The sequence below is a fragment of the Cryobacterium sp. MLB-32 genome (genome assembly GCF_000738085.1).
Taxonomy (GTDB): domain Bacteria; phylum Actinomycetota; class Actinomycetes; order Actinomycetales; family Microbacteriaceae; genus Cryobacterium.
Genome location: NZ_JPRS01000003.1, coordinates 15227 through 34359, shown reverse-complemented (window position 1 = coordinate 34359; position 19133 = coordinate 15227). Strand labels below are relative to the sequence as shown.

Annotated in this window: 14 protein-coding genes; 13 read left to right on the top strand and 1 reads right to left on the bottom strand. The window is 65.1% G+C overall.

What is annotated here, in order from left to right; genetic code table 11:
- The first annotated feature begins 46 nt into the window (after positions 1 to 46).
- The 3 genes from fdhA to fdhD all read left to right on the top strand — a co-directional run bounded on the left by fdhA (position 47) and on the right by fdhD (position 3560).
- Positions 47 to 1264 carry a formaldehyde dehydrogenase, glutathione-independent gene (gene fdhA / locus JF66_RS00575; protein WP_035873823.1) on the top strand — a complete coding sequence of 406 codons (1218 nt, stop codon included), beginning with the start codon at positions 47 to 49 and terminating at the stop codon, positions 1262 to 1264.
- Positions 1265 to 1548: 284 nt separating this feature from the next.
- Complete coding sequence (gene moaA, locus JF66_RS00570) at positions 1549 to 2667, top strand: GTP 3',8-cyclase MoaA (RefSeq protein WP_035873819.1); 1119 nt, start codon at positions 1549 to 1551, stop codon at positions 2665 to 2667.
- A 5-nt stretch (positions 2668 to 2672) separates the two neighbouring features.
- Entirely contained in the window at positions 2673 to 3560 is an 888-nt protein-coding gene (gene fdhD, locus JF66_RS00565) for a formate dehydrogenase accessory sulfurtransferase FdhD (protein WP_051972935.1), read from the top strand.
- A 71-nt stretch (positions 3561 to 3631) separates the two neighbouring features.
- Here the strand turns inward: fdhD and JF66_RS00560 are convergent, their stop codons facing one another.
- Positions 3632 to 5941, bottom strand: coding sequence for an FdhF/YdeP family oxidoreductase (locus tag JF66_RS00560; RefSeq protein WP_035873817.1), 2310 nt, complete (start codon positions 5939 to 5941; stop codon positions 3632 to 3634).
- 169 nt (positions 5942 to 6110) lie between these two features.
- Between JF66_RS00560 and JF66_RS00555 the strand changes: the two genes are divergently transcribed.
- From JF66_RS00555 to JF66_RS00515, 10 genes are all read left to right on the top strand, one after another.
- A complete protein-coding gene (locus tag JF66_RS00555; RefSeq protein WP_035873813.1) occupies positions 6111 to 7505 on the top strand; it encodes an OFA family MFS transporter in 1395 nt (464 codons plus the stop codon).
- 361 nt (positions 7506 to 7866) lie between these two features.
- Positions 7867 to 9261: an OFA family MFS transporter gene (locus JF66_RS00550; RefSeq protein WP_035873891.1), complete on the top strand. Its 1395-nt coding sequence runs from the start codon at positions 7867 to 7869 to the stop codon at positions 9259 to 9261.
- Positions 9262 to 9596: 335 nt separating this feature from the next.
- Positions 9597 to 9950 carry a hypothetical protein gene (locus JF66_RS24105; RefSeq protein WP_231556239.1) on the top strand — a complete coding sequence of 118 codons (354 nt, stop codon included), beginning with the start codon at positions 9597 to 9599 and terminating at the stop codon, positions 9948 to 9950.
- Entirely contained in the window at positions 9866 to 11800 is a 1935-nt protein-coding gene (locus tag JF66_RS00545) for a glycosyltransferase family 4 protein (RefSeq protein ID WP_231556238.1), read from the top strand. The genes JF66_RS24105 and JF66_RS00545 overlap by 85 nt, the downstream gene beginning before the upstream one ends.
- Positions 11797 to 13110 carry a nucleotide disphospho-sugar-binding domain-containing protein gene (locus tag JF66_RS00540; RefSeq protein ID WP_035873812.1) on the top strand — a complete coding sequence of 438 codons (1314 nt, stop codon included), beginning with the start codon at positions 11797 to 11799 and terminating at the stop codon, positions 13108 to 13110. Before JF66_RS00545 ends, JF66_RS00540 begins: the two co-directional genes overlap by 4 nt.
- An 89-nt stretch (positions 13111 to 13199) precedes the next feature.
- Positions 13200 to 14288 carry an acetamidase/formamidase family protein gene (locus JF66_RS00535; RefSeq protein WP_035873810.1) on the top strand — a complete coding sequence of 363 codons (1089 nt, stop codon included), beginning with the start codon at positions 13200 to 13202 and terminating at the stop codon, positions 14286 to 14288.
- 72 nt (positions 14289 to 14360) lie between these two features.
- On the top strand, positions 14361 to 15512 hold the full coding sequence (locus tag JF66_RS00530; protein WP_081882043.1) for an amidase family protein: 1152 nt from the start codon (positions 14361 to 14363) through the stop codon (positions 15510 to 15512).
- Between the two features lie 280 nt (positions 15513 to 15792).
- Positions 15793 to 16983, top strand: coding sequence for an alanine--glyoxylate aminotransferase family protein (locus JF66_RS00525; RefSeq protein ID WP_081882042.1), 1191 nt, complete (start codon positions 15793 to 15795; stop codon positions 16981 to 16983).
- Positions 16980 to 18248: an allantoate amidohydrolase gene (locus tag JF66_RS00520; protein ID WP_035873807.1), complete on the top strand. Its 1269-nt coding sequence runs from the start codon at positions 16980 to 16982 to the stop codon at positions 18246 to 18248. The genes JF66_RS00525 and JF66_RS00520 overlap by 4 nt, the downstream gene beginning before the upstream one ends.
- Positions 18245 to 19096, top strand: coding sequence for a MurR/RpiR family transcriptional regulator (locus tag JF66_RS00515; protein ID WP_035873806.1), 852 nt, complete (start codon positions 18245 to 18247; stop codon positions 19094 to 19096). The genes JF66_RS00520 and JF66_RS00515 overlap by 4 nt, the downstream gene beginning before the upstream one ends.
- Positions 19097 to 19133 lie beyond the last annotated feature (37 nt).

Here is a 19133-nt window from a genome sequence, read left to right as displayed (position 1 = left end):
GTTCGGATTAGTCCTGATCAGCAGACAAAAACTAGGAAGGAAGTTCATGACGGGGAACAGAGCAGTTGCCTACAAGAGTGCGGGAGAAGTCGAGGTCATCGACATTGACTACCCAACATTCGAACTGAAGGACGGGCCGGGCGTCAACCCGGCCAACGTCGGTCGCAAGGTGCCGCACGGCGTGATCCTGCGCACGGTCACCACCAATATCTGCGGATCAGACCAGCACATGGTGCGCGGTCGGACCACAGCCCCCAAAAACCTCGTGCTGGGGCACGAAATCACGGGCGAAGTGGTCGAGGTGGGCCCCGACGTTGAATTCATCAAGGTCGGAGACATCTGCTCCGTACCGTTCAACATCTCCTGCGGTCGCTGCCGCAACTGTAAGGAACGCAAGACGGGCATCTGCCTCAATGTGAACCCGGATCGCCCCGGCAGCGCCTACGGCTACGTCGACATGGGCGGCTGGGTCGGCGGGCAGGCAGAATACGTACTCGTCCCGTATGCCGACTGGAACCTGCTGAAGTTCCCTGACCGGGACCAGGCCCTGGAGAAAATCATGGACCTCACCATGCTCTCCGACATCTTCCCGACCGGCTTTCACGGCGCCTACACCGCCGGTGTCGGCGTGGGGTCAACGGTGTATGTGGCCGGCGCAGGCCCGGTGGGACTCGCGGCCGCCGTCTCGGCGCAACTGCTCGGTGCAGCGGTCGTCATTGTCGGCGACATGAACCCCGAGCGCCTCGCGCAGGCTCGCAGTTTCGGCTGCGAGACCATCGACCTCACCAAGGGCGAGCCGGGGGAGCAGATCGAACAGATCCTCGGCGTACCCGAGGTCGATGCGGGTGTCGATGCCGTGGGCTTCGAGGCACGAGGCCATGGCAAGTCAGCGGGTGAGGAGGCACCGGCCACGGTGCTCAATTCCCTGATGACGGTCACGGCTGCCGGTGGTGGTCTGGGCATTCCGGGACTCTACGTCACGGGTGACCCGGGAGCCAAGGACGCCGCTGCCCAGGTCGGCTCTCTCTCGATTCGACTCGGCCTCGGCTGGGCCAAGTCGCTCACCTTCGCCACCGGGCAGTGCCCGGTGATGAAGTACAACCGCCAGTTGATGATGGCGATCCTGCACGACAAGGTGCAGATCGGCAAGGCTGTGAACGCCAAGGCGATCAGTCTCGAGGACGCCCCGCGCGGCTACGCCGAGTTCGACGCCGGTGCCGCAACGAAGTACGTGCTCAATCCGAACGGTTACGTGAAGGCCTAGGTCCCAGGCAACTGTCACAATAACGGATGTCCCGCCCGGGGCATCCGTTGTTGTGTTTGGTCAGCCGGCACCGCGCTGCCCGGAGTGCCCACTGGTGAGCCTGCGTACATCACGGGGTTGCACGCTCTGGTTCACTGGTTCACTGGTTCACTGGCTCATTCCCTTCTGGTGATCCGAACGGTCCCGGTGTGAACCGTACGTCGCGGCGCGTTACCCGTGCCTGACCCGTGCCTGACCCGTGGCGCACTGCGCGTGAACACAGACTGGAGGATTAGGCTGGTTGAATGACAGGCGTCGATGTAACAGCACCCACTCCGCGTTTCTACAGCCACTTGTCGGATATCCCGCTCCTGACCGAGAAACCCACCGGACGTGTGACGGATCACCGCAACCGGGCATTGCAGGACCTGCGGCTCTCGGTCACCGATCGTTGCAACTTTCGCTGTGTGTACTGCATGCCCAAAGAGATCTTCGGCAAAGACTTCGCGTTCATGGAGCGCGACGAGCTCATGACCTTCGAGGAGATGACTCGCCTCGCACGCATCTCCGTGGCGCACGGCGTGGAAAAGATTCGTCTCACCGGCGGCGAACCGCTGCTGCGGCGCGGCCTCGAGCAACTCGTGGGCATGCTTGCGGCGCTCCGAACGCCCGATGGGCGCGAGATCGACATCGCGTTGACCACCAACGGCTCCGTGCTGGCCACCAAGGCCCAGGCGCTCAAGGATGCCGGCCTCAAGCGCGTCACCGTGTCACTGGACTCCCTCGATGACGAGACCTTCCAGGCCATGAACGATGTCAAATTCTCGGTGGACAAGGTTCTGAAGGGCATCGACGTCGCCCATGAGGTCGGCCTCGGTCCCATCAAGATCAACATGGTCATGCAGCGCGGCAAGAACGACCAGGACATCGTGGCGATGGCCCGTCATTTCAAAGGCACGCCGTATATTCTGCGCTTCATCGAGTTCATGGACGTGGGCACGAGCAACGGGTGGGAGATGGGCGCTGTGGTGCCCTCCGCCGAGGTCGTCAGTCGCATCCACGCAGAGATGCCCCTTGAGGAGGTAGCCCCGAACTATGACGGCGAGACCTCGAGGCGCTGGCGTTATCAGGACGGGAGCGGAGAGATCGGCGTGATCTCAAGCGTGACGCAATCCTTCTGCCATTCGTGCTCTCGTGCGCGGGTGTCCACGGACGGCAAGCTTTTCACCTGCCTGTTCGCGACGGATGGGCACGACCTCCGCGCCCTCATGCGCGGGGGATGCACCGACGAGCAGCTCTCCACCGTGATGGCCCATATTTGGCGCGAGCGTACCGACCGATACTCGGAGCTTCGCAGCTCCAAGACCCGGGAACTGCGGGCGTCAGGAAAGAAGAAAATTGAGATGTCTTACATTGGCGGTTAACTAACATGGGCAGAATTACGGCACGACGCAAGATTGTGCGGTTGACGGTGGGGGAGAGCCGAATCAGTCGCGAGGACTTCCTCGCGGTCGAGGAACCCCTGGAAATGCGCGTCAATGGCAGGTCGTTGGCGGTCACCATGCGCACACCCGGAAACGACTTCGACCTCGCTGCGGGGTTTCTCGTGTCGGAGGGCATCATTACCCGGGGTGCGCATTTCAGCGCCGCGCGGTACTGCGCCGGTGCGACTGTTGACGGGGAAAACACGTACAACGTGATGGACGTGACCCTGGCCGACGGTGTCGCACCGCCCGATCCGAGCCTGGAACGCTCGTTCATCACCACGAGTTCCTGCGGTTTGTGCGGGAAGGCAAGCATCGACGCCGTGCGCACGAAATCGATCTACGACGTGGCCGCGGATGCCTTGCGCGTGGATGCCGGCCTGCTGACGACGTTCCCACGGCTGCTCCGCGCCGGACAGGATGTCTTCCACAAGACCGGCGGGCTGCACGCGGCAGCGCTCTTCGACGGCACAACCGGCGAACTTCTCGTGCTGCGAGAAGATGTGGGCCGACACAATGCCGTCGACAAGGTCATCGGCTGGGCCGTGAAAGAGGAGCGCCTGCCGCTGACCGGAACGGTTCTGATGGTGTCGAGCCGGGCCAGCTTCGAACTGGCCCAGAAGGCACTGATGGCCGGGATCCCGGTGCTCGCCGCGGTATCGGCCCCATCGTCATTGGCGGCTGAATTCGCGGCCGAGGTGGGGATGACCCTCGTGGGATTCCTCCGGGGAGAGTCGATGGTCATTTACGCCGGGGACCACCGCATCGTGGAGGCTGGCTCTGGCGCTGGCGACGAGGAACGGGCGCACGCGAGCCCGACCGTCATAGTCTGAGCGGATCACACACGAAGGGCTGTTGAGGCGGGTGCATGCACCCGCCCCGGCAGCCCTTCGTCGTTGTCTCGTTAGGCGAGGGCCGGTTCCTCGGCCCGTGCCACGAAGCGCACCGCCATCGCCTTGTAACCGGGAGTGTTCGACTCACGCGCCACGAGCTCGCGATGCATCAGCGCGTTTGCCTCCGGGAAATACGCGGCCGCGCATCCGCGTGGCGTGGGGTACACGACCAGCCGGAAGCTGTCTGCTCGGCGTTCCGTGCCCTGGAAGGTGCTGATGACGTCGACCATGTCGCGGTCCTGGAAGCCCATGTCGACCGCATCCTCGGCGTTGATGAGAATGACCCGGCGACCGTTGGAGATGCCACGGTAGCGGTCGTCGAGGCCGTAGAACGTGGTGTTGTACTGGTCGTGGCTGCGCATCGTCTGCAGGATCAGGTGCCCCTCCGGTGGCGTCAGGTATTCCAGCGGGCTCACCGTGAATCGGGCCAGACCGATGTCGGTCTTGAAGCTGCGGGTATCACGCGGCGGGTTCGGAAGCACGAACCCGTTCTTGGTTTTGAGGCGAGCGTTGAAGTCCTCAAAGCCAGGAATGACCCGGGAGATGTGGTCACGGATGACGTCGTAGTCGTCGGCCATCGCCTTCCAGTCGATCACGTGGTCGGCGCCCAAAGTCGCGTTCGCCATTCGAGCGATGATCACGGGTTCGGCCAGCATGTGCTCCGACACGGGGTCAAGGCGTCCCTGGGTTGTGCGAACGACGGACATGGAGTCTTCGACCGAAAGCACCTGACGACCACCGGGGTGCTTATCGTCGGTGTCGGTGCGGCCGAGTGTTGGCAGGATGAGCGACGTCTGGCCGTGCTTCACGTGGGAGCGGTTCGGTTTGGTGGACACACTCACCGTGAGTCCCACGCGCTGCATGGCTCCCTCGAGCAGCTCCGTGTCGGAGCAGGCGAGGGCGAAGTTGCCGCCCATCGAGATGAAGACGTCCACGTTGTCATGCACGAAGGCATCGACGGTGTCGACCGAGTCCAGGCCGTGTGCTCGTGGCGACTCGATCGAGAACTCGAGGTCGAGGGCGGCAAGGCTCTCTTCCTTCGGCTTCTCCCAGACGCCCATGGTGCGGTCGCCCTGCACGTTGGAGTGCCCGCGCACCGGGCAGGCGCCCGCGCCGGGCTTGCCGAAGTTTCCCTGCAACAGAAGCAGGTTGATGATCTCCTTGAGCGTGTTCACGGAGTGCGGCTGCTGGGTGAGGCCGAGTGCCCAGCAGATGATCGTGGCCTTGGATTCGACCATCATCTGGGCGACCGTGGCGATGTGCTCGCGGGTCAGTCCCGTGGCAGCCTCGGTCTCGTCCCAGTCGATTGTCTTGCGAGCGGCGCGATACGCGTCGATGCCGTCCGTGTTCTCGGCGATGAAAGCGTGGTCGACGACCGACCCGGGAACGCGCTCCTCGGCTTCGAGCAGCAGGTGGCCGAGCGCCTGGAACAGTGCGAGGTCCGCGCCGACCTTGATCTGCAGGAACTCGTCGGCGAGGTCGACGCCTTTCCCGACGAGGCCGGTGGGTGTCTGCGGGTCGCGGAAGTTGAACAGGCCCGCCTCAGGAAGCGGATTGACGGCGACGATCTTGCCGCCGTTGTCCTTGCACTCCGCGAGTGCGGAAAGCATACGCGGGTGATTCGTTCCCGGGTTCTGGCCCACCACGAAGATGAGCTCGGCCTGGTGGATGTCCTCAAGGGAGACCGTGCCCTTGCCGATGCCGATCGTGGGATTGAGTGCCGAACCCGAGGACTCGTGGCACATGTTGGAACAGTCGGGCAGGTTGTTGGTGCCGATGGAGCGTGCGAACAACTGGTACATGAAGGCTGACTCGTTGGCGGTACGGCCGGACGTGTAGAAGACGGTGCGTTCGGGCGTCGACGCCCGGATCTTCTCGCCGATCAGCTCGAACGCATCGTCCCAGCTGATCTGAGAATAGTGCGTGTCGCCGGGACGGATGACGACCGGATGCGTGATGCGACCCTGGTTGCCGAGCCAATACTCCGTCTTGGTTTCCAGCTCGGCGATGGAGTGCTCTGCCCAGAATTCGGGGGTCACCGTTCGGAGCGTGCTCTCCTCCGCGACGGCCTTCGCGCCGTTCTCGCAGAACTCTGCCGTCTTGCGGTGACCCTGAGACTCCGGCCATGCGCAGCCGGGGCAATCTGTTCCATCGCGCTGGTTGAGTCGCAGCAGGGAGCGGGCCGTGCGGGAGAGTCCCGCCTGGGCGATTCCGCGGTCAAGCGCAACAACCACCGCTTCCAAGCCCGCTGCATGCGTCTTGGGCTGCTTGACGACCAGGTTGTCTTCGTTGATGTCTTCGACCGGTGCTCCACGTTTCATTACTCCATCCTGCACCGAAAAGTTCGGCGAGGGTGCACCCGCCGCCGCAACTCGGAGGAAAAGGACGCTGGATGCGTTCGTATAGTCTTTGCTGAGAGATTTCTCACAGTTCTGAAATCCGACGGTCGGGGGGCGATGACGCCACCCAGAACAGAAAGTACGTTCCCATATGAGTTGGCTCGATCGCGACCGCACCATCGCCCCACCCGGATTCAACCGCTGGCTCATCCCTCCGGCGGCCCTCGCCGTTCACCTGAGCATCGGCCAGGCCTATGCGTCCAGCGTGTACAAGACCGCCCTCGTTTCGCACTTCGATGCGAGCCTCACCCAGATCGGCGTGATCTTCTCCATCGCCATCGTGATGCTGGGGTTGTCGGCCGCCGTACTCGGTACCTGGGTCGACACAAATGGTCCGCGCAAGGCCATGTTCGTCTCCGCGCTCTTCTGGTCGGGTGGCTTCCTGATCGGCTCGCTGGGGATCTTCAGCAACCAGTTGTGGCTCGTCTACCTCGGCTACGGCTTCATCGGCGGCATCGGGCTCGGTATCGGATACATCTCCCCGGTGTCGACCTTGATCAAATGGTTCCCCGACCGCCCGGGACTCGCGACCGGAATGGCCATCATGGGTTTCGGCGGTGGCGCCCTCATCGCCAGCCCCCTGTCAACCCTGCTGCTCACGGCCTACGATCCCAATTCGGGTGCGACCGGCTGGGTCGCGAGCGGCGACTCCGTGGGGAAGCTGTTCCTCACATTCGCCGTGGTGTACCTCGCCTACATGATGTTCGGGGCGTTCACCATCAAAGTGCCCGCCGCCGGCTGGAAGCCGGATGGATTCGATCCCGCGAAGATCAAGGCCAAAGCATTGGTCAGCAGCAATCATGTGTCGGCGAAGAATGCCATTAAGACCCGCCAGTTCTGGCTTGTCTGGGTCGTTCTGTTCTGCAACGTCACCGCCGGCATCGGAATCCTCGAGCAGGCCGCACCGATGATCCAGGACTTCTTCCGGCAGCCGGACGGCTCGTCCCTGGTCACCGCCGTTGTCGCCGGTGGTTTCGTCGGACTGCTGTCGATCGCGAACATGGGTGGGCGCTTTGCCTGGTCGGCCACCTCGGACTTCACCGGACGCAAGAACATCTATATGGTCTACCTCGGAGTGGGAACGCTGCTGTACCTCGCACTTGCCCTGTTCGGCGGCGCCACTACGGCGCTCTACGTGATCCTGGCGTTCGTCATCATCTCGTTCTACGGTGGCGGTTTTGCCACGGCACCGGCCTACCTTCGCGATCTGTTCGGCACCTTCCAGGTCGGCGCCATCCATGGACGCCTTCTGACGGCCTGGTCTGCGGCGGGCATCGCCGGGCCGCTGATCGTGAACTCGATCCTGGACGCGCAGGGCACACCCGGAGAGCTGACGGCGGCTGACTATCAGCCGGCGCTGCTGACCATGGTCGGCATTCTGGTGATCGGGTTCCTGGCCAACCTCATGGTCAAGCCTGTCGCGTCGACTTTCCACGAACCCACCGCGGCGGTTTCCTCCGCTCGCGAACCTGTACTGGAGTCCTGATATGAAGAACATCAAAGTGATCATCGGGTGGGGCATCGTCGGGATCCCGCTGGTCTACGGTCTGAGCCAGACGTTCATCAAGGTGACGGCGCTGTTCAGCTGACGATGAGCTGACCTGCTGACCTTCTGACCTTCAGAAAGCGGATCAGTTCCGAGCACAGCGATGCCGTTGACGGGAGGATTGCACGCGGGGCAATCAGATTGCCCCGCGTTTCGCCTCGCCCCGCCGGCCCTCGGGGCGGTCGAACCTCGACTGCGCGACCGAATGGCGGTTGGGGTGAAAACAGGGGTCGTGGATTTTCTTCCCTTTCACGAATTCGGCAGTATTCTGGCTGTGCCCTCTGGCAGCGAGGAATTCACTATGAGTTGGCTTGATCGTGATCGCACCGTCGCTCCACCCGGTTTCAACCGGTGGCTGATACCGCCGGCAGCCTTGGCCGTTCACCTGAGCATCGGCCAGGCGTATGCCTCGAGTGTCTACAAGACCGCCTTGGTGTCGCACTTCACTACGGGCCTCACCCAGATCGGCGTGATCTTTTCTCTCGCCATCGTGATGCTGGGCCTGTCGGCCGCGGTCCTCGGAACCTGGGTGGACACGAATGGCCCGCGCAAAGCGATGTTCGTGTCGGCGCTGTTCTGGTCGGGTGGATTTCTGATCGCAGCGCTGGGGATCTTCAGCCACCAACTATGGCTCGTTTATCTCGGCTATGGCTTCTTCGGCGGTATCGGCCTCGGTATCGGCTACATCTCCCCGGTCTCTACCCTGATCAAATGGTTCCCTGATCGCCCGGGAATGGCCACCGGTATGGCGATCATGGGCTTCGGTGGCGGCGCCCTCATCGCCAGCCCTGTGTCAACCGTGCTGCTCACGGCCTATGATCCGAATTCGGGGGCGGCCGGTTGGGTCGCGAGTGGGGACTCGGTGGGCAAGCTCTTTCTCACCCTTGGTGGGGTCTACCTGGCGTACATGATGTTCGGTGCTTTCACTATCAGGGTTCCGGCCGACGGCTGGAAGCCGGACGGATTCGATCCGGCACAGATCACGGCGAAGCGTCTGGTGACAAGCCACCACGTCTCGGCGAAGAACGCCATCAAGACCCGCCAATTCTGGCTCTTGTGGATTGTTCTGTTCTGCAATGTCACGGCAGGCATCGGAATTTTGGAGCAGGCCGCTCCCATGATCCAGGATTTCTTCCGTCAATCGGGCGGCTCGTCGCTCGTTACCGCGGCCGTCGCCGGTGGGTTCGTGGGGTTGCTCTCGATCGCCAACATGGGAGGTCGATTCGTCTGGTCTGCGACGTCGGATTTCACCGGACGCAAAAACATCTACATGGTGTATCTCGGGGTGGGAAGCGTGCTCTATCTCGTGCTGGCACTCTTCGGTTCAGGCACGACGGTTCTCTATGTCATTCTCGCCTTCGTGATCATCTCCTTCTATGGCGGTGGTTTCGCCACAGCACCGGCGTATCTGCGAGACCTCTTCGGGACGTTCCAGGTGGGTGCGATCCATGGACGGCTGCTCACCGCCTGGTCTGCTGCCGGCATCGCCGGTCCGCTGATTGTCAATTCGATTTTGGACGCGCAGGGAACGCCCGGACAACTCACCGCCGCCGATTACCAGGCGGCTTTGCTGGCGATGGTCGGCATCTTGGTGATCGGGTTCGTGGCCAACCTGTTGATCACGCCTGTCGCCTCGAAATTCCACGAAGCCACCGCGGCACCGGGTACGGTCCGCTCGACCCGGAGAAGGGCCTGACATGAAGGGCCTGACATGAAGTACCTGCAACTCATCGCGAGCTGGACCGTTGTCGGCGTGCCGCTGGTCTTCGGCGTGACGCTGACTCTGCTCAAGGTGGCAGCCCTGTTCGGGTGACGGGCGCAGCTGGACGCTTACTGAGAGACGCTTACCTCAGCCTCACAAGGCGGTGCGGTCATGACACAATTCGACAGTATGCAATCCGAAGTGTTCGCGGCTCCGAAGAGTATGTGGGCGTTTGCCCAGGCCGCATGTCGGCCGAGCGTTCGGGCTCACTCGCATACGAAATCGTAATCGCCGGGCCAACACCGACAGATCGCCCCGAGGGGAGCACCATGGGACCGCACACAGCCCTGGACGTTATGCGTCAGTCCGGCTCGATACTGGCTGGGATCCGCTATGCCGACGACCTGACCGTGGCATCAAGCCGCGATGGCGGGGCCAGAGCTGTCCGCCTTCTCGCGGCGGCCACCACGGACTCGTCCGATCAGGTGACGGCCATCGCGGCCGTGCATGCGCTCGCCCGCATCTTCGATGACTCGGCGGACGACGTGCTGGTTCCGCTGCTCGGTCACGATTCGGGTTTTCTCCGCGACCACGCCGCGTGGGCATTCGGCGTTCGGCTCCCGCGCTGGATGCCCTTGCCGGCCTCGTGGGCATGGTCATCGGTGGAGGCTTCTCGGGCATGATCGCCCAGCGCACTCTCGAGCAGTGGAGCGCGTCGGCGGCCGATTCCGTCGCGCTGGCTGTGGAAGGCGCCCTGCTCGGCGTGACGGAGTCGGGCGCGCGAGCCCGACTGGTGGAAACACTCGGGCTCGTTCCCGGCCGCATTCCCGAGAGGTTGCTGCGCGCCGTGGCCGTTGACGGCTCCGAATCGGCCGAAGCCAGAGCAGCTGCGGTCGCCGGGCTCGGTGATCGCGTGGCGAACGACACGAACGTTCGCATTGTGACGGATCTTTCCTTCGGCACCGACGAGCTGGCCGATGTGGCCAGGCTCGCACTCTTCGACCTCACGTCGGCGAGCTATCCCCGACCGCCGTGGAGCCAGGGCACGACCGTTGCGCAGTTGTTCCTGCATGCCGACATCGACGGCGAACTCTCCAGGGTCGGGTCAGGAGACAACGGTGGCATTGCCACCCTGCTCGTGCGCCTCGGCGATGCCTTGGTGGCGGGACATCGTGCGGGTGGAGTCGACGTCAACAGTCGCTCAGACCTGAATGCCACCGATCAGGTTGAACGAGTTTTGACGCTCAGCCGCGGTAGCAGTGAAACGGCCCTGTCCTGCCTCACCGAGGTGTCCTCGACGCTCTCGGGGCATGCCTTCGCCGCCGTGCCTTTTCTCGGCGGAGTGGTACCGGCCGCGGACGCGTGGCCGCGGCGCATCCAGGCGCAGCGCGGCATCCGCCGTGTGCTGCGGGCCGCGGGAACGGTCGATGCGATTCATCTGAGAATGGCAGACATCGGCAGCCTTGCTGCCGCGACGGTCGCTCGGGAGCTTGATATTCCCATTGTGTTCACGGTCGCACCGGATCCCCATGCGGTGATCGACTCCCTGGAGCGCTCTGGGTCGCTCACCCGGGCCAACTTCGGGACCGTGGACGAGGCGGAGCACTTCTGGTTTCGGTCGCGCCTCGTGCAGCGGCTGGCCGCAGACGCCGCACACACGGTGTTCTTTCCCCGTCCCGACCTCGAGCGTGACATGCGCGAACTCGTCGGGATCGACATCAACGCCCACCCTGAGCGCCACACCGTCGTCGCGGAGGGCATCGACCTTTCCGTGATCGAGAAAAGTCTGGCGGAGGCTCTGGAACCGCGAGTGGGGGCATCCATCGTGCCCGCGACCGCCGAGCTTGATGACCTGCTTCGAATGCTTCCGGAGCGGCGCCGGCGGTTGCCCCTGTTGATTTCTGTCGGTCGGCTGCATCGAGTAAAAGGCATGGCCAGCCTGGTTGAGGCCTGGGCCGCCGACCCGACACTGCATGAGGGGAGCAACCTGCTGATCGTGGGTGGCGATCTCGAGCATCCGTCACCGGACGAGCAGGAACAGCTGACGCGTATCGACGCGGCGCTGCCCCTGGCGAGCGCCGCGGAAAACGGCCTGTTGCTGGCGGGGCATCGTGCCAACGATACGGTCGCGCGATGGCTTGTCGCAGCCCGGTTCGGACGCGTCGGGTTGTGCGCTCCGCACGGCGCCTATGTCTGTGCCAGCGTGAAAGAGGAGTTCGGCCTGGCTCTGCTCGAGGCGATGGCGACGGGGTTGCCCGTGGTCGCACCGGATGCGGGAGGGCCGGCCACCTATGTGGAAAACGGTGTGACCGGTTTTCTCGTCGACACCGCGAGCGCCGGCGAACTCGCCCGTGGCATCACCTCGGCGCTTGACATCGCTGTCGGTCCGTTCGGCCGCGAATATGCCGACCGCGGCCGCACGATGGTGGAGGAGAACTTCACGATCCAGGCCATGGCGTGCTCGCTCACCGATGTGTATCGTGACGTGGCTCGAGCCGAAGAGACCGCGACCTGGGAATTGAAGGCTTCATGACGCTCCTGATTATCAGCCCTGACTACGCATCACACCTTTACCCGCTGGCTACGCTCGGCGCGGCCTGGCAGCAGGCAGGCGAACGCGTTGTCGTGGCCAGCGGCCCGGCGACCGCAGACATCGTTGCCGCATTCGGGTTCGAACGGGAGAACCTGCAACTGGGTCGTGGCTCCAACCCGGGAACGATTCGCGTCGAGGCGCAGCCCGCGGGCGAAGACGACGCCCTGCGAGGATTCTTCGACGCTACGAGACGCGGCATGGTGGACACGCTGCGGTTCCAGGCCGAGGCGCGGAGCAGCGATCTTCTCTGGAACCCCGTGGAGATCGCGCGAAACGTGCAGGCCCTCGTGCGGCGGGTGCAACCCGACCACGTCATCGTCGACCACCTCGCGTTCAGCGCCCGGCTCGGCCTGATGACGGCGGGTGTGCACCATGCCGATGTTGTGCTCGGGCATCCGTCGGCCCTGCCCGTTTTCGGCGAGGTCTACGGATACCCTCCGGATTGGTCTGACGTCTTCCGGCCGGGCGTCACAGAGTTGGCCGGTCTTCGGGTGCTCTGCGAATCGGTGCGGGATTCGTTCACCGCGCAGTGGAACGCCGCCCTCGCGGAGCTCAACCCCGGTGCGGTTCCGAGCACCGACGCCTTCCAGGAAACCGGTGATGTGCTGCTGCTCAACTATCCGGAGGAGTTGCACTCGGCGGAACGCACGGCGCTGCTTCCCGAGCACGTCTTCCTCGGCTCGGCGGTGCGCTCGGAAGCGCCCGACTCGGACGTGGAGGCGTGGCTGGCGGCTAGCGAGGAACCCATCGTGTACGTGAGCTTCGGAAGTTTCCTGTCCGTTCGCGGCGATGTACTGGAGCGGGTCGCCGCAGCCCTGACCGGACTCGGTGTACGGGTTGCCCTGGCAACCGGGGCGACCGAACCGGCAACCCTCGGTCCGATTCCCGACAGCTGGCTCGTGCGCGGTTTTCTCCCGCAGGTGCGCCTGCTCGATCATGCCGTTCTCGCGGTCAGCCACGGGGGTAATAACAGCGTGACCGAGGCCATGACGGCCGGGGTTCCCCTGCTCGTGCTCCCGTTCTCCACCGACCAGTTTGCCGGGGCGGCAGCGCTCGATCGAGCCGGTTTCGCCGAGACTCTCGACCCGAACACGGCCACGTCGGCGCAGATCCGCGCCGCGGCCGTTCGGTTGCTCGCGTTGGCGGGCGCACCTCGTGATCGGTTGGAGCGGCTCGGGCAGTCGCTCTCACACGGGACCGGGCCGCGGCGTGCCCGTGAGGCATTAACGGCGGCATCCGTCGTCTGCTGAGTGACGGCAGCGGTACCGCGACCCGTGCGGTGGGCGATAGCCTCAAGCACATGTACCGCTGACAGGCACCGCTGACACGGAGGCACACCTTGGTCACCCTCATAGACGTTCTTCAACCCGCTACCGGCGCCATCCGTGCGGGGCAATACCTGCCGGCGACACGGCAGACCGTGTTGTGGGGTCGGCTACCGTGCGAATCGGATGTCGCGGTACTCACGATCGATTCCGGCACCGACGTCACCATTGACACAATCAGTCATGAGGGGATCCACGAGGATCAGGGGCGTGACCCTACCGCGTTCTTCGGCGAATTCGGGGTGGCACCCCACCTCGTGCTCGATGACGCCGTCGCCCTGGCAGCGAGCGACTATCCCCGCACCCCACTGGTGGACGGCCCGCACGTGGTCACGGGGCCGATCCACGTGCGGGGGGCACGATCGGGCGACCTGCTCAAAATGACTCTCGTCGAGGCGATTCCCCGTGTGCCCTACGGCATCATCTCCAACCGCCACGCGAAGGGCGCGCTGCCCGGCGAATACCCGTTGGGTCCCGAGAACGTGAGCGTGTTCGCCACCGTTGAGGAGCACGACGGCGTTCAGGTGGGCACACTGCCGCTCGTTCCCGGCGGGCCGAGGAATGTTCGGTTTCCACTCAACCCCTTCCTGGGCATCATGGGGGTTGCCGTTTCGGGAATGGAGCGACCGCACTCCGTGCCGCCCGGGTCGCATGGCGGAAACATTGACATCAATCTGCTCACTCGGGGCAGCTCGCTGTACGTGCCTGTTCAGGTGGACGGTGCCCTGGCGTACGTGGGTGACCCGCATTTCGCCCAGGGTGACGGCGAGGTCGCACTGACCGCGATGGAGGCGAGTCTTCGGGTCACCGTGCGGTTCGACGTGATTCCTCGCGAGGAAGCCGAGGCGCACTTCGGATCTCTCGTGGGTCCGCTGGCGGAAACGAGCGACTTTCTCGTGCCGACGGGCCTCAACGTCGACCTTGACGAGGCCGTGCGCGAGTGCGTTCGAGCGGCCATCGCCCTGCTGGGTGCTCGTTATGGCATGGATCGCACCCTCGCCTACGCATACCTGAGCGCGGCGACCGATTTCAACATCTCCCAGGTAGTCGACATCGTGTGTGGAGTTCACGCACGCATCCGAAAGGCGGATTTCCATGGCTGACACAGCCCTCGACCAGCTCAACCACGTGACGACGGCGCTGCCGGTGCCGACCCCCGCCTTCGACGAGAGCATCTGGCGAGTGGTAGGAAGCCTCTGATCCAGGGTGCGGCGGACGGCCCCCTTCTCGGTGAGACGATCGCCGTCAAGGACCTGTTTGAGGTTGCCGGGTTCGCGCTCGGCGCGGGCGTACCCGAGTACCTCCGTCGTGCAGCTCCGGCCGCGACAACGGCCCCCGCCGTGCGAGCCCTTCTCGACGCGGGAGCGTCGGTGCGGGGAATCGCGCGCACCGACGAATTCGCCTACAGCCTCGCGGGGGTCAACGAGCACTACGGCACCCCACCCAACCCTCGTGTCCCGGGCGGGCTCCCCGGCGGATCGTCGAGCGGTCCGGCGGCAGCGGTCGCGCTGGGTCATGCCAGCATCGGCCTCGCCACCGATACCGCCGGCTCGATCCGAGTTCCTGCCTCATATCAGGGGTTGTGGGGGTTGCGCAGTACACACGATGGCGTCAGCCGTGACGGACTTCTGGCGCTCGCACCGAGCTTCGATACCGTGGGCTGGCTGACGCGCACGCCGGAACTGTTGCGTCTGGTGGCGGAGACGTGTCTTGCCTCCGGCGCGCAGGTGGCCGCGCCCACGGAGTATGCGGTCGCGGTGTCGCTCGTGTTCGGCGCTGACGAGGGGGTGCAGGCGTCTTTCGTCGACACTCTCGATCGACTGCAGAGCGTGGGGGTCCTGCCCGAGCCGCACATCGTCGACGTCGGAGACCTGACGGCGCTGTCCGCGGCGTTTCGCATGGTGCAGGCGGCCGAAGCGTGGCGTGAGCACGGTGGCTGGGTGAGCGACAACCCTGGCGCGTTGGGCGTCGATGTGGCACGGCGCTTCGCCTGGGCGCGGCAGGTGGGCGAATACGAAGAGGCGGATGCCCGAGGTCGGCTGGAGGAGGCCCGCGATCGACTGAACGTTGTGCTCGATGGCCGAATTCTGCTGCTTCCGAGCACCTCGTCGGCGGCGCCGAATCGGGATGCGGGCACGCGTGCCGTCGATGCGGCGCGCACGGCGACGGTTTCGATGACGTGTCTGGCGGCTATCGGAGGGTATCCGGCTGTCTCGGCGCCGATGCTGACCGTCGGGGGGCGCCCGGTGGGCCTCGGTCTCGTGGGCCCGCGGTTCAGTGACGCGGCCATCGTGGCCGCTGCCGCTGACCTGTCCGCAGCAGTGTGAATTCGAGCGTCACCGACGAGTTCCGTTACACCCTGCTCGCGAGCGGAGACGTCGATCACTTCGGCTTCATGCACGCGAGTGGTTTCCCGCGGACGCCCCGACGGGTGCGACCATAACTGTCGTCGGTCGCTGACCAGCTCATCGGTCATGGCTTGACCGCTCCCGGAAACATGACTGAAACGCGTGTTACGTAAACTCGGCACTCGAAACAGATGATTCACAATGCCGAGGGAGTGAACACATTTCCAGTCTTCCGATTAATCCTCCGCCGCGCCTCCTGATGGGGCCGGGGCCCATCAACGCCGACCCACGTGTGCTTCGCGCCATGTCGGCGCAGCTCCTCGGCCAGTTCGACCCCGCCATGACGGCCTACATGAACGAGACCATGGCGGTGTACCGCACGGTGTTCGATACCGCGAACGAGCAGACCCTGCTGGTTGACGGCACGTCGCGCGCCGGGATCGAGGCGGCCCTCGTCTCGCTGATCGAACCGGGCGACCGGGTCCTTGTGCCCATCTTCGGGCGTTTCGGCCATCTGCTGAAGGAAATCGCCGAGCGCGCCGGCGCCGAGGTCCACGTGCGCGAGGTGGAGTGGGGACAGGTGTTCACGGCCGCGGCAATCGAGCAAGCCATCATCGAGACCCGGCCCGCGCTCCTCGCCGTGGTGCACGGAGACACGTCGACCACCGTCATGCAGCCGCTCGAGGAACTCGGTGAGGTCTGCGCGCGGCACGGGGTGTTGTTCTATACCGATGTCACGGCCTCCCTGGGTGGCAATACATTTCGAACGGATGCCTGGGGCCTGGATGCCGTCACCGCCGGACTTCAGAAATGCCTTGCTGGTCCTTCCGGGAGCGCTCCCGCCACGTTCTCGCCCCGCGCGACGGAGGTCATCCGCTCGCGCTCGAGCGTCGAGGCCGGCCTGCGTGAGCCCGGCGAGGCGGCGGGCCGCAGTCCGATTCGATCGAACTACTTCGACCTTGCGATGCTCTTCGACTACTGGGGCCCGAAGAGACTCAATCACCACACAGAGGCCACGACCGCCCTGTACGGCGCGCGGGAATGTGCCCGGCTGCTCATTGAGGAGGGGCTGCCGGCCGCGATCGAGAGGCACCGACTGCACGGGGCGGCGATGCTCGCCGGTGTGCGCGGTCTGGGGCTCTCGGTGTTCGGCGACCTCGAGCACAAGATGAACAACGTCGTGGGGGTGCTCATCCCCGACGGCGTCAACGGTGAAACCGTGCGCGGCTCGCTCCTGGACGATTTCGGGATTGAGATCGGTACGTCGTTCGGCCCGCTGCACGGCCGGGTCTGGCGTATCGGCACCATGGGATACAACGCCCGTCGGGACACCGTGCTGACCACACTGGCCGCCCTCGAGCAGGTGCTGCGGCGCTCGGGCGCTCCGGTGACGGGCGGCGGGGGAGTCGGCGCCGCGTGGGACGTTTACGCCGACGAGGTGGCGTCGTGACCGGGGCGACGGCGGCACTCATCCTCGCCCGGTGCGACGAACTGGCCACCCACACGGTACTGCCCGGGGGTTTGATCGAGCGGGTCTATCTCTCGGCCCAGCACGCGGCCGTCAATTCTCTCGCCGCCCGCTGGATGACCGAGGCCGGGCTGTCCATCTGGCAGGACGCGGCCGGTAATCAGTGTGGCCGTCGCGAAGGGGCCGTTCCTGGGCTGCCGGCGCTCCTGCTCGGGTCGCATCTGGACACCGTGCCGTCAGCCGGCCGGTATGACGGCATTCTCGGTGTTCTGCTCGCGATCGCCGTGGCCGATCGTATTCGTGCGTCCGGCCGTCGCCTCCCTTTCGCGCTTGAGGTCGTCGCCTTCGGCGACGAGGAAGGCACCCGTTTCGGTACTACCCTGCTCGGCAGCCGCGCGTTCTCGGGGACCTGGCAACCGGAATGGTGGAACCTGTCCGACGCCGATGGCGTCACCGTGCACGAGGCATTCCTGGCCTTTGGCCTCGACCCGGACCGCGTCGGGGAGGCCGCCCGCAGTACGCGAGACCTGGTCGGGTACCTCGAGGCGCACATCGAGCAGGGCCCCGTGCTGGACGACGCCGACGAACCACTCGGCGTGGTCACGTCAATCGCCGGGGCACGTCGATTCCAGATCACCATCGAGGGCGCGGCCGGGCATTCCGGAACGTCCTGGAGCCTGCGCCGTGACGCCCTCGCGGGTGCGAGTGAGGCGATTCTGGCGATCGAAGACATCGCTCGCACGGCGAACCTGATCGCCACGGTCGGGCACCTGCAGGTCTTCCCCGACGCCGTGAACGTCATTGCCGGCCGTGCGGAATTCAGCCTCGATCTGCGCGGGGAATCCGACGCCGCCCGGGATGCGGTCTGGGACCGAATCGAGACAGCACTGGCCGACATCTGCTCTCGCCGGCAGCTGGACGTGCACACCGTTCAGACGCATGTCGCCCCGGCCGCCCACTGCAGCGCGCCGCTCCGCGCGGTCCTGGACCGGGGCATCCGTTCGACTCGAACCGCCGCAGCGGCGCCGACGGATGTGCCGTCGCTGTTTTCCATGGCCGGTCACGACGCCATGGCCGTCGCGGCCGTCACCGACGTGGCCATGTTGTTCGTGCGCTGTGCCGGTGGGGTCAGCCATCACCCCGACGAATCGGTCACGGCGGCCGACGTTGCTGTGGCGCTTGACGCCCTCGAGGCTGCGGTGCTGGCCCTGGCCGACGGCTATGCGACGGCGGGAGGGTCGGCATGACGCACGCGCTCAACATCGGACAGCGCATCGACGGGCGGTACGGGGAGCTGTCGCCGCAGGAGCAGCGTGCGGCGGACTTCATCCTCGACCACCTCAGCGATCTGGCCGTCTACAACGCTTCGGAGCTCGCGCGGCTGAGCGGTGTGTCCAAAGCCACCGTGTCGCGACTGTTCCGTCGGCTGGGCTTTCAGGACTCGGCCGAGGTGCGCGACCATGCCAGGGCCCTGCGCAGTCACGGGTCCCCGATCGGCGGGCCGGGGGCGTCTGCGGGCACGCCGTCGCGGCTCGCCGCCCACGCCGACGCGGAGCACGAGAACCTGCGTCGTCTGCTGGAGAGCCTCGACGATGGGCGTCTGGATGCCGCAAGTCGGTTGATCGTGACGGCGGGTACGGTCGTCGTGATCGGCATGCGCAACAGCTACCCGCTGGCTTTGCATTTACGCGAACAACTCGTTCAGGTGCGCGACCGCGTTCGGCTCGCGCCCCAGCCTGGCCAATCCCTGGCCGAAGATCTAGCCGGACTCGGCAGCAATGACGTCGTCGTCCTCCTGGGGTTCCGCCGACGAGCGTCCGGTTTCGGCGCACTCGTGGCGGCTATCCACCGGCGAGGCATCCCGCTCGTGCTCATCGCCGATTCGTCTGCCCGGCGGCATTCCGACCTCGCCACACACTGGCTCGAGTGCCCCATCGACAGCGTGTCGGCCTTCGACAGCTACGCCACCGCCATGAGCTTGATCAATCTTCTCGTCACCGGGGCGATGGGGGCGAACGTTCGCGAGAGCCGCACGCGCATCGCGGCCATCACGAGCGTCTACGAAGACCTGGAGGAGCTCGAGGTTCCCTGGTGAGGCTATTTTGTCGATTGGTTCGTCTGCTGTTGGGGCG